At 35.8% G+C, this 13,388-nt stretch carries 16 protein-coding genes; all 16 read left to right on the top strand.

Annotated features, from left to right (window positions below):
* Position 1 precedes the first annotated feature (1 nt).
* The 16 genes from TKV_RS01560 (at position 2) to cobA (ending at position 13,381) form a co-directional block, all read left to right on the top strand.
* Positions 2 to 733, top strand: coding sequence for an AIR synthase related protein (locus TKV_RS01560; RefSeq protein WP_049684484.1), 732 nt, complete (start codon positions 2 to 4; stop codon positions 731 to 733).
* A gap of 23 nt (positions 734 to 756) precedes the next feature.
* Complete coding sequence (cobD, locus tag TKV_RS01565) at positions 757 to 1,842, top strand: threonine-phosphate decarboxylase CobD (protein WP_049684485.1); 1,086 nt, start codon at positions 757 to 759, stop codon at positions 1,840 to 1,842.
* Positions 1,843 to 2,397 (top strand): bifunctional adenosylcobinamide kinase/adenosylcobinamide-phosphate guanylyltransferase, encoded by a 555-nt coding sequence (gene cobU, locus TKV_RS01570; RefSeq protein ID WP_049684486.1) that lies wholly within the window; start codon positions 1,843 to 1,845, stop codon positions 2,395 to 2,397.
* Between the two features lie 133 nt (positions 2,398 to 2,530).
* Complete coding sequence (locus TKV_RS01575; RefSeq protein ID WP_049684487.1) at positions 2,531 to 2,896, top strand: sirohydrochlorin chelatase; 366 nt, start codon at positions 2,531 to 2,533, stop codon at positions 2,894 to 2,896.
* A gap of 29 nt (positions 2,897 to 2,925) precedes the next feature.
* Positions 2,926 to 3,549, top strand: coding sequence for a precorrin-8X methylmutase (locus tag TKV_RS01580; protein ID WP_049684488.1), 624 nt, complete (start codon positions 2,926 to 2,928; stop codon positions 3,547 to 3,549).
* Between the two features lie 32 nt (positions 3,550 to 3,581).
* Positions 3,582 to 4,682, top strand: coding sequence for a cobalt-precorrin-5B (C(1))-methyltransferase CbiD (gene cbiD / locus TKV_RS01585; protein ID WP_049686167.1), 1,101 nt, complete (start codon positions 3,582 to 3,584; stop codon positions 4,680 to 4,682).
* Entirely contained in the window at positions 4,676 to 5,287 is a 612-nt protein-coding gene (cbiE, locus tag TKV_RS01590) for a precorrin-6y C5,15-methyltransferase (decarboxylating) subunit CbiE (RefSeq protein WP_049684489.1), read from the top strand. Before cbiD ends, cbiE begins: the two co-directional genes overlap by 7 nt.
* Entirely contained in the window at positions 5,272 to 5,859 is a 588-nt protein-coding gene (cbiT, locus tag TKV_RS01595) for a precorrin-6Y C5,15-methyltransferase (decarboxylating) subunit CbiT (protein ID WP_236617297.1), read from the top strand. The genes cbiE and cbiT overlap by 16 nt, the downstream gene beginning before the upstream one ends.
* 1 nt (position 5,860) lies before the next feature.
* Positions 5,861 to 6,535: a precorrin-2 C(20)-methyltransferase gene (cobI, locus tag TKV_RS01600; protein ID WP_049684491.1), complete on the top strand. Its 675-nt coding sequence runs from the start codon at positions 5,861 to 5,863 to the stop codon at positions 6,533 to 6,535.
* 2 nt (positions 6,536 to 6,537) lie between these two features.
* Positions 6,538 to 7,293 (top strand): precorrin-4 C(11)-methyltransferase, encoded by a 756-nt coding sequence (cobM, locus tag TKV_RS01605; RefSeq protein ID WP_049684492.1) that lies wholly within the window; start codon positions 6,538 to 6,540, stop codon positions 7,291 to 7,293.
* Entirely contained in the window at positions 7,290 to 8,315 is a 1,026-nt protein-coding gene (gene cbiG, locus TKV_RS01610; RefSeq protein ID WP_148307234.1) for a cobalt-precorrin 5A hydrolase, read from the top strand. Before cobM ends, cbiG begins: the two co-directional genes overlap by 4 nt.
* Before the next feature lies 1 nt (position 8,316).
* Positions 8,317 to 9,048: a precorrin-3B C(17)-methyltransferase gene (gene cobJ, locus TKV_RS01615; protein WP_029688782.1), complete on the top strand. Its 732-nt coding sequence runs from the start codon at positions 8,317 to 8,319 to the stop codon at positions 9,046 to 9,048.
* The gene (cobK, locus tag TKV_RS01620; protein WP_029688781.1) at positions 9,045 to 9,800 is read left to right on the top strand and encodes a precorrin-6A reductase; all 756 of its coding nucleotides are present in this window, start codon (positions 9,045 to 9,047) and stop codon (positions 9,798 to 9,800) included. Before cobJ ends, cobK begins: the two co-directional genes overlap by 4 nt.
* The gene (gene hemA, locus TKV_RS01625) at positions 9,781 to 10,968 is read left to right on the top strand and encodes a glutamyl-tRNA reductase (RefSeq protein WP_049684493.1); all 1,188 of its coding nucleotides are present in this window, start codon (positions 9,781 to 9,783) and stop codon (positions 10,966 to 10,968) included. Before cobK ends, hemA begins: the two co-directional genes overlap by 20 nt.
* 20 nt (positions 10,969 to 10,988) lie before the next feature.
* On the top strand, positions 10,989 to 11,888 hold the full coding sequence (gene hemC, locus TKV_RS01630; protein WP_049684494.1) for a hydroxymethylbilane synthase: 900 nt from the start codon (positions 10,989 to 10,991) through the stop codon (positions 11,886 to 11,888).
* On the top strand, positions 11,888 to 13,381 hold the full coding sequence (gene cobA / locus TKV_RS01635; RefSeq protein WP_049684495.1) for a uroporphyrinogen-III C-methyltransferase: 1,494 nt from the start codon (positions 11,888 to 11,890) through the stop codon (positions 13,379 to 13,381). The genes hemC and cobA overlap by 1 nt, the downstream gene beginning before the upstream one ends.
* Positions 13,382 to 13,388: the final 7 nt, after the last annotated feature.

Raw genomic sequence — 13,388 nt, forward strand, 5'->3', positions numbered from 1 at the left:
AGTGATTGAGAGATACAGAGATTTAGTGATAATTTATGAAAATGATGTGGCATATGTGATATCTTGTGACAGCCTCGGAGCAATAGGGAATAAAGAGCATGATGTATTAAAAGTTGATGAAGAGATTGTAGGGAGGACTACTGTAAAAGTAGCTCTTTCGGAGGCTTTATGTGTAGGAGCAAAGCCTCTTGTTATATCAGATACTTTATCTGTTGAAATGAATCCCACAGGAGAAAAAATTTTAAGAGGCATAAAAAGTGAGCTTGAGGAGAACGGGCTTTTAGACATAGTTTTTACAGGAAGTACTGAAGAAAATTTCCCCACATCTATGACAGGTATAGGGATTACAGTAATAGCAAAAGCAAATGTTTGTGATTTAAAGATAAAAAAAGTTAAAGCAGGTTTGCATGTTTCTCTTTTAGGATATCCCCGCGTGGGAAGTGAAGTCTTAAGCTCAAACGATGTGCTTACATTGAAAGACTATGTAAAAATTTCTAACTCTAAAAAAATAATAGAAGCAATACCGGTGGGTTCAAAAGGGATAAAATATGAAATTGGCATATTAGAGAAAATATCGGGATTAAAGGTGGAGGCGAATTTTCCACAACATCTTGATGTATTAAAATCAGGAGGTCCTTCTACCTGCTGCCTTGTAGTCCACAGCGAAGAAGATACAGCATCTATTAAAAGACTGACAGACAAACCTTTAACATATATTGGAAATCTAATTTAGGGTAAAGGAAAGAAGGTGTTTCAATGAAGCCTTATGAGCATGGCGGAAATGTTTATGACTATGAAGGAGAAATAATTGATTTTAGCTCAAATATAAATCCTCTTGGGGTGCCGGAATGGGTTTTTGATATTATCAAAAAAGTTGATTTGACAAAATATCCGGATATAAAATATCGAAAACTTAAAAAGGCGATTTCACAGTATGTGGGGTATTCGCAAGAAAATATAATTGTTGGGAATGGTGCGGCAGAGCTTATACACCTTTTTGTGAGAGCATTTAAGGTGAAGAGACCTCTCATTCCATCTCCTGCTTTTTTGGAATATGAAAGGGCAGTTAACATAAACGGTGGTGAACCGATATATTTCAGGCTGGAAGAAGACTATGGGTTTAAAGTAAATCTTGCAAAACTTCTTTCACAAATGGAAGAGGCGGATGCTTTAATCATTGGGAATCCCAACAATCCTACAGGACAAGCCATAATAAGAGAAGAAATAGGAATTTTATTAAAAAAAGCAGAGATTTTGAACATACCTGTCATGATAGATGAAGCTTTTATTGAATTTATGAAGGACTACAAAAACTATGAAGCTTTGCCCCTTATAAAAAGACACAATAAATTGTTTGTTGTAAGAGCTGTAACAAAATTTTTCGGTATGCCAGGAGTGAGATTAGGGTATGGAATTGGAAGTCCTTCTTTAATACAAAAGTTAGAAGAGCACAAAGAACCTTGGACAGTAAATACCTTTGCAGAGGCGATAGGAAGAGAATTATTTAAAGACAAAACTTATATAGAAAAGACGAGAGAATATATCCACAGAGAAATAGACTATATGCTTTATGCTTTAAGAAAAATTGATTATTTAGTTGCTTTTGATACAAAAGTAAATTTCCTATTATTGAAGCTAAAAACGGGAAGCGTAGATGACCTTAAACAAATGCTTTTAAAAAGAGGAATTCTTATAAGAGATGCTTCTAATTTTAGATACCTCGACAAAAGCTTTTTTAGGGTTGCTATAAAAAAGCGCCAAGAGAATGAAAAACTTTTACAATCTCTTGAAGAAATAAATATGAAAAACCTGATGGAAAATAAAGAAAGGGTTGTAATATAGATGAAGCTTATTATGGTTACAGGCGGTGCACGGTCTGGAAAAAGTGAATTTGCTGAAGAATTGGCTTTAAAAGAAGGAGGAGACAATGTCCTCTACATAGCTACTTCTATTCCTTTTGATGAAGAAATGAAGGAAAGAATTAAAAGGCATAAAGAAAGAAGGCCACCTTCATGGGAGACAAAAGAAGCGTACAAAAATTTATATGAAGTAATATCGAAAAGCAGTGCTAAAGTTGTATTAATTGATTGCCTTACAGTTATGATTACAAATTTTTTAATGGAAGTCGATTTGATGTGGGAAAAGGCAAATATAGAGGAAATTGATAAAATAGAAAGTCAAATTGCCGCTGAAGTGGAAAAAATTTTGAAAGCTAAAAAAGTTTTTAAAGGAGATATAATCCTTGTGACAAATGAAGTAGGGATGGGATTAGTGCCAGAATACAAACTGGGCAGGATATTTAGAGATATAGCAGGCAGGATGAATAAAAAAGTGGCGGAGGCTGCAGATGAGGTTTATTTGATGGTGTCAGGAATACCGCTTAAAATAAAGGGATGATTGAAGGGGATGCAATATTTTATTGTCATGACCTAAAGCGCAAGCGAAGCCGTGAGGGTAAGCGAAGGGGTGCAAAGGACGTCGAAGAATCTCAGACCATAGAGGAATACTTCAAAAAAGAGGAGAGATTTTTATGGAAAAAGCATTACTCATAATAGCACATGGAAGTCGCATTGAAAAAACGCGAGAGGTGGTATACAAAGTTATAGATAGGATAAAGAGCCTAAAGAAATACAAAGACGTGAAAGCAGGGTTTATGGAATTTAACGAGCCTGATATATCTACCTCTATAAAAGAGTTTGTAGAAGAAGGAATTTATGACATCATTGCAGTTCCAATGTTTTTATTTGAAGGGAACCATATACTGCACGACATACCTGAGGTTTTTGAAAAAGAAAAAGAAAAATATCCGGGGCTTTCCATTAAGTTTGCAAGGTCTATTGGCTATGATGACAGGATTGCGGACATAATACTTGAAAGGGCGCAAGAGATAGAATAAAATTTACTTAAAGGAAAGGATTGTTTTTCATGAGCTATATTACTGACCCTAAAGAGATTGAAAAAAGAAGCTTTGAAATAATAAGCCAAAATATTGATGAGACAAAGTTTGAAAAAAGAGAACTTATGATTGTAAAAAGGGTTATCCACACAACAGCAGACTTTGACTTTGCTGACATAATAAAAATCTCTGATGGGGCAATAGATGCGGGTTTAAAAGCGCTAAAAGAAGGAAGTACAATTGTCACAGATACAAAAATGGTTGAAGCAGGAATAAACAAAAAGGCTTTAAAATCTATAGGAGCAAGTGTTAAATGTTATATTGATATGCCACAAGTAGAGGAGCTTTCAAAAACGTACGCCATTACAAGGTCAATGGCATCAATGGTTATAGCTTCAAAAGATAAAAAAAATAAAATATTTGCCATTGGCAATGCCCCAACAGCCCTTTTTAAACTTTGTGAACTTGTAAATTCTGGTGAAATAAAGCCTTACCTTGTAATTGGCGTTCCTGTTGGTTTTGTTGGAGCACAAGAAGCAAAAGAAGAAGTGAAAAAACTTGGAATTCCTTATATCATAACAGAAGGTAGAAAAGGTGGAAGCACAATAGCGGCTGCTATAGTTAATGCTCTTTTGTACATGATATATAATTAATGCAAATGACAGGTGCAAAAGTGGGTGAAATTATGGAGGTTTATACAATTAAAGAAGGTAAAAAGCTGAGATATGGCTATACTACTGGTTCTTGTGCGGCTGCTGCCTCAAAAGCTGCGGCTTACATGCTTTTTACAGGGAAGAGAATAGATACTGTAGAGATAGATACGCCAAAGGGGTGGCATCTTATCCTTGACGTATTAGATGTAACGTCAGGGGAAGGTTGGGTGAAGTGCGGCATAAGAAAAGACGGAGGCGATGACCCTGATGCAACCCACGGGCTTATAATATATTCAAAAGTGGAATTAAAAGAAGGAGAAGGAATCGAGGTATATGGGGGAGAGGGAGTAGGTGTTGTTACAAAACCGGGACTTCCTGTAAGCCCTGGGAAACCAGCTATTAATCCTGTTCCAATGTCCATGATTTTAAATGAAGTCAAAAAAGTACTGCCAGAAGGGAAAGGCGTAAGAGTTACCATAAGCGTGCCAGGGGGAGAAAAAGTAGCTTTAAAGACTTTTAATCCGCGGCTTGGAATAGTAGGAGGGATATCAATCCTTGGTACATCAGGGATTGTAGAGCCGATGTCTGAAGAAGCTTTAAAGGCGTCTCTTGAGATGGAACTTTCCATTCTTTCTGCTGAGGGACATAAAAAGGTAGTTTTTGCTCCGGGAAATTATGGCAAAGAATATGCTTTAAAAGAGGGCATTGAAGAAAGGCTCATCATATCTTATGGAAATTTCCTGGGGTTTATGTTGGAAAAGGCAGTACAATATGGCTTTACTCATGTAGTATTGGCAGGGCATATAGGAAAGCTCGTAAAAGTTGCAGCAGGCATATTTAACACCCATAGCCATGTTGCAGATGCGAGAGCAGAGATAATGGCGGCTTACGCAGCCCATTTTGGTGCAGACAAAGAGACTGTTGACAAAGTACTTGATTCAAATACAACCGAACAAGCGCTTGATATAATCGAAAAAGCGGGAATCAATACAAAAGAGTTCAGCCAGTTTATCGCTGACAGAGTCTACATGAAATGTAGGCAATATGTTTATGACCAATTAAATATCGAGGTTCAGCTCATTTCGCTAAAAAGAGGCATTATTGCAAAGGCAGGGGAGAAAGTAAAATGGTGACAATTGTGGGAATAGGTCCGGGAAACAAAAAATTCATTACTCCCTATGCCCTTGAAAAAATAAAAGAGGCGGATGTGCTGGTGGGAGGAAAGCGCCATCTTAAGGAATTTGAAGATATTGATTGTGAAAAGATTGCGATAAACGCTTCAACAGATTACCAACATATACTCAATAAAAAAGGCAATATTGTCATTTTGGCATCAGGAGAGCCGTCTTTGTACGGCATAACCGAAGTAATTTTAAAGTACGTGGACAAAAGCCAATTAGAAATAATTCCAGGTATAAGTTCAATACAATACATGTGTGCAAAACTTAAAATAACAATGAATCATTTAACAGTTGTAAGCTTACACGGCCGCAGTGAGGATTTGGTAAAAAAAGTAAAAAAAAATGAAAAAGTTGCTGTTTTGACTGATAACACTCATACACCACAATTTATTGCAGCCTTATTGAAAGAAGAAAATTTGTATGATAGAAAAATATACGTTGGTGAAAATCTGTCTTACGACAGCGAAAGAATTTACTCTTTTACAGTAGAGGAACTTTTAAACAGTAATAAAAAATTTGATTTAAATGTAGTGGTGATAACATGTGGCAATATATGACACCGGGAATTCCCGATGAATATTTTATAAGAGGCAATGTACCCATGACAAAAGAAGAGATACGAGCTTTGTCAATATCAAAGTTGAGGCTTAAAGAAGACAGTATAATATGGGATATTGGTGCAGGTACAGGTTCTGTTTCTATTGAGGCTGCTTTAATATCAAAAAAAGGCGTTGTCTATTCTATAGAAAAAGAAGAAGAAGGAATAGCGCTTGTAAAAGAAAACATCAAAAGATTCAATGTAGAAAATATTGTTGTGGTAGCCGGTGAAGCGCCTGATGCCCTTTTAGATTTGCCTTCTCCTGACAGGATATTTGTTGGAGGAACAGGGGATAAAATGTATCAAATATTTGATATTGCTGCAGCTAAATTAAAAGAAGACGGGATAATTACAGTTAATGGGATTACGCTTGATACAGCATATTCTGCCCATAATTATTTTAAACAAAGAGGCTACAGCGTTCAGACAATATGTGTGAATGTTTCCGTATCCAAAGAGGCGGGAGATAAGACGATAATGACGGCGAGAAATCCTGTTTACATAATAACAGCTAAGAAAAGAGAGGGATAGAATGGCAAAATTATACGGCATAGGAGTGGGACCGGGGGAGGAAAGCCTCATTACTTTAAAAGCTGTAAAAATACTTCAAAAGGTAGATGTGGTGATAGCGCCCACAAGCAAAGGAGAAGGAAGTATTGCGTATGAAATTGCAAAGCCTTATATAAAAGGCGATGTAGTATTTATGGAATTTCCCATGACGTACTCAAAAGAAGACCTCAAAACAAAGTGGGAGGAAAATGTTAGAAAAATCAAAAAGTTGCTTGATGAGGGAAAAGATGTAGCTTTTATAACAATAGGTGACCCCATGATTTATAGCACCTACATATACATTTTAAAAGGAATTGGGGATTATGAATCAGAGACGATTCCTGGAATTACCTCATATAGTGCAGCCGCTTCAAGGTTAAATATCCCAATTGCGGAGGGAAACGAGACTTTTGCAGTGATTCCGTCAGGAGATGTGAAGGAAATTTCAAAAGCACTTGATATGTTTGACAATGTAGTGTTGATGAAAATTTCGAGAAGATACGAAGAAATAGTAAATCTTCTTAAAGAAAAAAGCTTCAAAGGATACCTTGTGATAAAGTGCGGCCATCAAGATGAAGAAATATCCTACGACCTTGATAAATATATAGGAAAAAAGATAGACTATTTGTCACTCATTATTGCAAAGAAGGTGAAGTAACCATGGTTTATTTTATTGGTGCAGGGCCGGGAGACCCTGAACTTATAACATTAAAAGGGATGAAAGTCATACAGTCTTGTGATGTTATCATATACGCAGGGTCACTTGTCAATAAAGAGATATTGAAATACGCCAAACCAGAGGCTGAAATTTACAACAGCGCTTTAATGGACCTTGATGAAATAATTGAGGTTATGGTGAAATCCCACAAAGAGGGAAAAGATGTGGCAAGAATACACACAGGAGACCCTGCTATTTATGGTGCCATACATGAACAGATTAAAAGGCTGGAAGAGAAAAATATAGATTATGAAGTAATTCCTGGTGTTAGTTCTTTTTTGGCAGCAGCGGCAGTCTTGAAAAAAGAGCTGACGATTCCTGAAATAACTCAGACGGTGATTATAACACGAATAGGCGGAAGGACAAAAGTTCCTCCAGAGCAGGACTTAAAAGATTTATCCCGTCACAGAGCTACAATGGCGATATTTTTAAGCGTGCAGGACATTGACAATGTTGTTTTAGAGCTGAAAGAGGGTTATGAAGAGACTACTCCTGTTGCAGTTGTATACAAAGCCACTTGGGAAGACCAAATGATTGTTACAGGCACCCTTAATGATATTTCACAAAAGGTCAAATCAAAAGGGATAGATAAAACAGCTATGATACTTGTAGGAGATTTCTTGAAAGATATAAAATCTTATTCAAAGCTTTATGATAAGGAATTTTCTCATAGCTTCAGGAAGAAGGAAGATTTATGAGAATAGCGATAATTGCTCTTACAAAAAATGCTTCAAAGCTGGCGAATGAGATTGGCCAAAAATTAAAAGGGGACGTGTATGTAAAAGAAAAATACGCCGTTTCAGGAAACTATGCAATAGAAGGAGATTTTGTGGAGTTTGTTCACAAAATATTCAGCAAATATGAGGGTCTTGTTTTTGTAATGGCTACAGGGATTGTGGTAAGAGCAATTGCAGGGGTGGTGAAGGACAAATTTACTGACCCTGCTGTTGTGGTAGTAGATGAAAAAGGGAGGTTTGCAATAAGCCTTTTATCGGGCCATGTTGGTGGTGCAAATAGGCTCGCTTTAGAGGTTGCTTCTGCAATCGGAGCACAGCCTGTTATAACCACTGCAACAGACGTGGAGGGGGTCATCTCCTTAGATGTTATTGCCAAAGATTACGGGTACCAAATTGAAAATATAGAGGATTTAAAAAAGGTCAGTGCAGCCCTTGTAAATGGAGAAAATGTACGCTTTGTCTTTGATGAAGATGTTGAGGAAATACCTTTACTAAAAGATTATGTAAAAAACGATGATGACGGTGAAGTTGATGCTTTTGTTTATGTAACTGACAAAGAAATAAAAAAACTGTTAGAAAAACCTTATGTTATATTAAGGCCTAAAAATATAGTTATTGGCTTAGGATGTAAAAAAGGAATAGCTTTTGAGGATTTGCGTACCTTTGTTAGTGAAACCTTTAAAAACTTAAATTTAAGCTTAAAAAGCATCAAGTCAATTGCTACTATAGATATAAAAAAAGAAGAAAAAGGGATACATCAGTTGGCGGAATTTTTAAAAGTTCCTGTTGTTTTTTACACAAAAGAAGATTTAAAAAAAGTAGAAAACAAATTTCCTATTTCGGATTTCGTTTTTCATACAGTGGGAGTTGGAAGTGTTGCAAGGCCTTCTGCTTATTTATCTAGTGATGGTGGCAAAGAGATAGCATATCTTAAAAAGGATGGGATAACACTTGCTATATATAAATCCAGAAAGAAGGATTGACATGGGATGGATTAAAGTCGTGGGAATAGGTCCCGGTGATATAAATGACATGACTCTTAAAGCCTACAATGCCTTAAAAGAATGTGATGTAGTTGTAGGATATACTACTTATATCAATCTTATTAAGCCTTTAATTGAAGACAAAGAGGTAATCTCATCAGGGATGAGAAAAGAAGTTGATAGATGTAAAAAAGCTGTTGAGTTGGCTTTACAGGGTAAAAATATATGCATTGTTTCCAGCGGTGATGCAGGCATATATGGCATGGCAGGGCTTATGTATGAGGTTGTCCATAAAGAAAACATAGATTTAGAAATAGAAGTAATACCGGGGGTAACTGCTTTAAATTCTGCGGCAGCCATACTGGGAGCGCCTGTAATGCAGGACTTTGCGGTGATAAGCCTTTCAGACCATTTGATACCTTGGCAGGTGATAGAAAAAAGGCTGGAACTTTCATCACAAGCTGATTTTATAATTGTCCTCTACAACCCTAAAAGCAAAGAAAGACCGGAAAACCTTATAAAAGCACAGAAAATTATTATGAAATATAAAAAAGGCGACATCCCTGTTGGGATAGTAAAAAATGCCTCAAGAGAAGGGCAAGAGACAGTAATTACTACATTAAAAGAGATGGCAAATCATGAAATTGATATGAGGACAATTATAATAATAGGAAATGAAAGTACTTATGTGCGAAATGGCAAAATGATAACGCCGAGGGGATATATTTTATGATACTGGTTTTAGCAGGTACAAAAGACGGAAGAGAGGTTGCAGAAAGATTAAAGCTTAAAGGTATGGAGGTTATAGCAAGTACAGTGACAGATTATGGTGCAAGCCTTTTTAGTGAGGGAATTAAAGTCCACAAAGGCGCACTGGGTGAAGTAAGCCTCATTGAGTTTATTTATAAAAACAACATAGACATTTTAGTTGATGCAACGCATCCTTTTGCAAAAGATGTAAGCATAAATGCTATAAATGCCTGTAACAAAACTGGCATCAAGTATATAAGGTATGAAAGAAAAAGCCTTTATTACGATAATGCCATTGTAGTTGAAAATTTCGAAGAAGCAGCTGAGAAATGCAAAGAATACCACAGCATTTTTTTGACTGTAGGCAGTAAAAACCTCGAAAAATTTAAGTTTCTCTGGGAAATGGGGAAAAAGGTGACGGCAAGAGTGCTGCCTTTAAGTAGTGTCATAAAAAAGTGTGAAGATTTAGGATTAAAACCAAAAGATATAATAGCGATGGAGGGCCCTTTTACCAAAGAGCTTAATTATCAAATGTTTAAAGAAAGGAATGCGGAAGTAATTGTGACAAAAGACAGTGGCATTGTGGGAGGAGTTTTGCAGAAGTTTGAAGCCGCTAAAATGCTCAATATACCTGTCATCCTTATAAAAAGGCCTGATATAAATTATCCTGTTGTAGTAACAGATGTTGACAGTCTCATAAAAGAGGTGACAAAAAGTGGACATAAACAATATTAAAATGGTGGGAATAGGCAAAGATGTTCCTTTAGAGTTGAGAGAAAAAGTCTCTTTTAAGGATATTGAAGATGCTTTAATAAAATTAAAAGAATTGGGGTTGGAGGAGGTTGTAATACTTTCTACCTGTCACAGGAGTGAGATTTACTATTACTCACAAAAAATAAGTCCACAACAAGTAAAAAATTTTTTTATTAAATACTTTGATTTAAAAGAGGATTTTTTAACATACTTACACCAAGTTTGCGGACTTGAGGCAGTAGAACATATTTTTAGAGTTGCCTGTGGACTTGAATCTATGGTAGTAGGTGAAGACCAAATACTGTCACAGGTGAAGGAGGCTATAAACACTGCGCAGGTCTTTAATTCTGCCGGAAAGATACTTTTTAAACTCTTTAGAGATGCAGTAACTCTCGGCAAAAGAGCCCGTGCCGATACTGGCATAAAAGATTTAGCTTTATCGATAAGCTATATTGCAGTTAAATTTGTTCAGGAGGTTTTTAATGACATAGCAGGCAAAAAAGCTTTTGTGATAGGTCTTGGTGAGATGGGGCAAAAAGCCATAAAAAATCTTATAGATAAAGGTGCTGATGTATTTGTCACAAACAGGACTTTTTCAAAAGCTATTGAACTAAAGGAGCAAGTTCCTGAGATACACATTGTGCCTTATGAACAAAAATATCAGTACATTGCCAGTAGTGATATTGTAATAAGTGCTACAAACGCACCTCACTACACAGTGGATTATGATAAATTCAAGCAAGCATATAACGGTAGAAAAATTTGTATGGTGGATATAGCTCTTCCAAGGGATATAGACCCGAGGATAGGACAACTAGAAGGGGTGAGCCTTTATACTATTGACGATTTAAAGAGGACGGCGGAGGAAAACAAAAAAGAGAGACTTTCCCTTATCGGAGTAATTGAAAAAATGGTGAAAGAGGAAGTTAAAGAATTTGACAAATGGTACAAAACCCTTGAAATAGAGCCTTATATAAAAGAAGTAAGTAGATATGCCTATGAAGTTTATAATGCAGAATATAAAAGGATTATAAATAAATTGACTAATGCATCTGAAAAAGACAAGGAAAATATAAAAATCGCTTTAAAAAGAGTTGCGAACAAAATGGCTAATAAAATGATAATGCACCTTAAAAGTAACGCCTATTAAAAGGATGATGGAGGTAAATGATGAAAAAAGTTATAAGAGTTGGGACAAGGTCAAGCGAATTGGCTTTAAAGCAAACTGAAATGGTTATAAATGAAATAAAAAAGTTTAGGCAGGATTTTGAATTTGAAATAGTAAGGATCACTACACAAGGAGATAAATTAATTGACAAACCTGTAAACGAAATAGGCGGTAAAGGAGTTTTTGTAAAAGAAATAGAAAGTGCATTGTTAAAAGGCGAAATTGACATGGCAGTCCACAGCATGAAGGACATGCCTTATGAAATACCTGAAAAGCTCAAACTCATGGCAGTTTTAAAAAGAGAAGACCCAAAAGATGTGTTTATTTCAAGAGATGGGACGCGATTTATGAATTTAAAAAAAGGGGCTAAAATTGGGACCAGCAGTTTAAGAAGGCAAGTGCAGCTTAAAGCTTTAAGGCCAGATATAGAAATTGTTTCAATAAGAGGGAATATAAAGACGAGACTCAAAAAAATGGAGGAATTAAACCTTGATGGCATTGTTTTGGCAGCGGCGGGTTTGCACAGGTTAGGATTTGAGAATGTTATTACTGAGTATTTTCCACCTGATGTAGTTGTGCCGGCACCCTGTCAGGGAATTCTTGCAGTAGAAATTGCGGAAAATTTTGAGGATATCTTTCAAGAGTTTTATTCACACATTGTTGATGTAAAAACGCTTTTTGAAGCTTCTGTTGAAAGAAAACTTTTAAAAACCTTTGGATTAGATTGCAGACAGCCTTTTGGTGCCTATGCCCAATATGGAAAAGAGAATGATGGAGAAAAAATAAACATAAAAATTGCTTATCAAAAAGAGAATAAACTTTTAAAAGGTGAAGTGACTGGTTTAATTGACGAAACCGATAAAATGATAGAAAAGCTTATTAAAGAATTTGGAGGTTTATGATGTCAGGGATTGTGTATTTGATAGGAGCAGGACCTGGAGATATTGGGCTTTTGACTTTAAAAGCGGTCGAATTGATAAAAAATGCAGATGTGCTGGTGTATGACAGGCTAATTAATGAAGATATTTTAAAAATGGCAAAAAAAGATGCAGAGCTTATTGATGTTGGAAAGTTTCCGCATAATCACAAAGTACCTCAAAGTAAAATAAACGAAATAATTGCCCAAAAAGCTCTTTGTGGCAAAAAAGTAGCAAGAATTAAAGGAGGAGACCCATTTGTATTTGGTAGAGGTGGCGAAGAAGCCGAATACCTTTCGCGAAAAGGAATACCTTATGAGGTAGTGCCAGGAATAACATCTGCGATAGCTGTTTTATCTTATGCAGGGATTCCTGTAACCCATAGAGAGTTAAGTTCGTCATTTCACATAATAACAGGCCATGAATGGGAAGGGAAAGATAAAAACCTCGATTGGGAGGTAATATCAAAACTCGATGGGACACTTGTATTTCTCATGGGGATAAAAAATATAGAAAAAATTGTGAAAAAACTTCTCTATTACGGGAAAGACCCTAACACACCTACAGCAGTAGTAATGGAAGGCACTACTCCAAACCAAAAAGCTGTGACTGGGAAACTGATTGATATTCCACGACTTGTACTAAAAGAAGGAATAAAAAATCCTGCAGTTATCGCTGTAGGAGATGTTGTAGCATTAAGGGATAGATTAAAATGGTACGAAAACAAAAAGCTTTTTGGGAAAAGGATTTTGCTTGCAAGGACCTATGAACAATCACAGCAGATGAAAAAAATTTTGAGTAAAGAGGGAGCAGATGTTGTTGTTTGTCCTACTATTAAAATCACGCCCTTTTTAGATAATATAGTAAAGTTTTTAGAAGAGATACATAAATTCGATTATGCTGTATTTACAAGTGTAAATGGCGTTTGGAGTTTTATTGAAGCTGTTAGAGAAAAAAGGTTTGATTTAAGAAATTTAAGTATTAAAGTAGTAGCGATAGGAAGTAAGACTGCGGAAGCTTTAGAAAATATTTTTATATATCCAGATATAATTCCTGAGGAATATACCTCATACTCTTTGGCAAATGTCCTTAAAAAACATGCTGATGGAAAAAACATTGCTCTTTTGACATCTCAAATAGGCGGGGATATATTGATGGAAAGTCTTGAAGATTGTGCTAATGTACAAAAAATTGTCGCATATAAAAATGAACCAAATTATGAATTAAAGGAAAAGCTTATAAGTGAACTCCGCAAAGGAATAGATATTGCTGTATTTACAAGTTCCTCTACTTTTAATTATATGTATCAATTAATAGGAGACGAAATAAATCTTCTAAAAAACTCTAAAATAGCTGCAATAGGACCTGTAACAAAAAAAGCTATAGAGGAGAAAGGTTTTAATGTAAATATAATGCCAAGTGAATACACAACGGAAAAACTTATTGAAGAAATATTAAAAAACCATCAGAGTCTATAAACGGGAG

It is taken from the genome of Thermoanaerobacter kivui (assembly GCF_000763575.1).
Taxonomy (GTDB): domain Bacteria; phylum Bacillota; class Thermoanaerobacteria; order Thermoanaerobacterales; family Thermoanaerobacteraceae; genus Thermoanaerobacter; species Thermoanaerobacter kivui.

Excerpts from the sequence above, each read along its gene's own strand:
- cbiE (WP_049684489.1), top strand. The coding sequence starts at position 4,676 with ATGGTGACAATTGTGGGAATAGGTCCGGGAAACAAAAAATTCATTACT.
- cbiT (WP_236617297.1), top strand. The coding sequence starts at position 5,272 with ATGTGGCAATATATGACACCGGGAATTCCCGATGAATATTTTATAAGA.
- cobD (WP_049684485.1), top strand. The coding sequence starts at position 757 with ATGAAGCCTTATGAGCATGGCGGAAATGTTTATGACTATGAAGGAGAA.
- TKV_RS01580 (WP_049684488.1), top strand. The coding sequence starts at position 2,926 with ATGAGCTATATTACTGACCCTAAAGAGATTGAAAAAAGAAGCTTTGAA.
- TKV_RS01575 (WP_049684487.1), top strand. The coding sequence starts at position 2,531 with ATGGAAAAAGCATTACTCATAATAGCACATGGAAGTCGCATTGAAAAA.
- cobA (WP_049684495.1), top strand. The coding sequence starts at position 11,888 with ATGTCAGGGATTGTGTATTTGATAGGAGCAGGACCTGGAGATATTGGG.
- cobK (WP_029688781.1), top strand. The coding sequence starts at position 9,045 with ATGATACTGGTTTTAGCAGGTACAAAAGACGGAAGAGAGGTTGCAGAA.
- cobU (WP_049684486.1), top strand. The coding sequence starts at position 1,843 with ATGAAGCTTATTATGGTTACAGGCGGTGCACGGTCTGGAAAAAGTGAA.
- cbiG (WP_148307234.1), top strand. The coding sequence starts at position 7,290 with ATGAGAATAGCGATAATTGCTCTTACAAAAAATGCTTCAAAGCTGGCG.
- cobJ (WP_029688782.1), top strand. The coding sequence starts at position 8,317 with ATGGGATGGATTAAAGTCGTGGGAATAGGTCCCGGTGATATAAATGAC.
- cobI (WP_049684491.1), top strand. The coding sequence starts at position 5,861 with ATGGCAAAATTATACGGCATAGGAGTGGGACCGGGGGAGGAAAGCCTC.
- cobM (WP_049684492.1), top strand. The coding sequence starts at position 6,538 with ATGGTTTATTTTATTGGTGCAGGGCCGGGAGACCCTGAACTTATAACA.
- hemC (WP_049684494.1), top strand. The coding sequence starts at position 10,989 with ATGAAAAAAGTTATAAGAGTTGGGACAAGGTCAAGCGAATTGGCTTTA.
- cbiD (WP_049686167.1), top strand. The coding sequence starts at position 3,582 with ATGGAGGTTTATACAATTAAAGAAGGTAAAAAGCTGAGATATGGCTAT.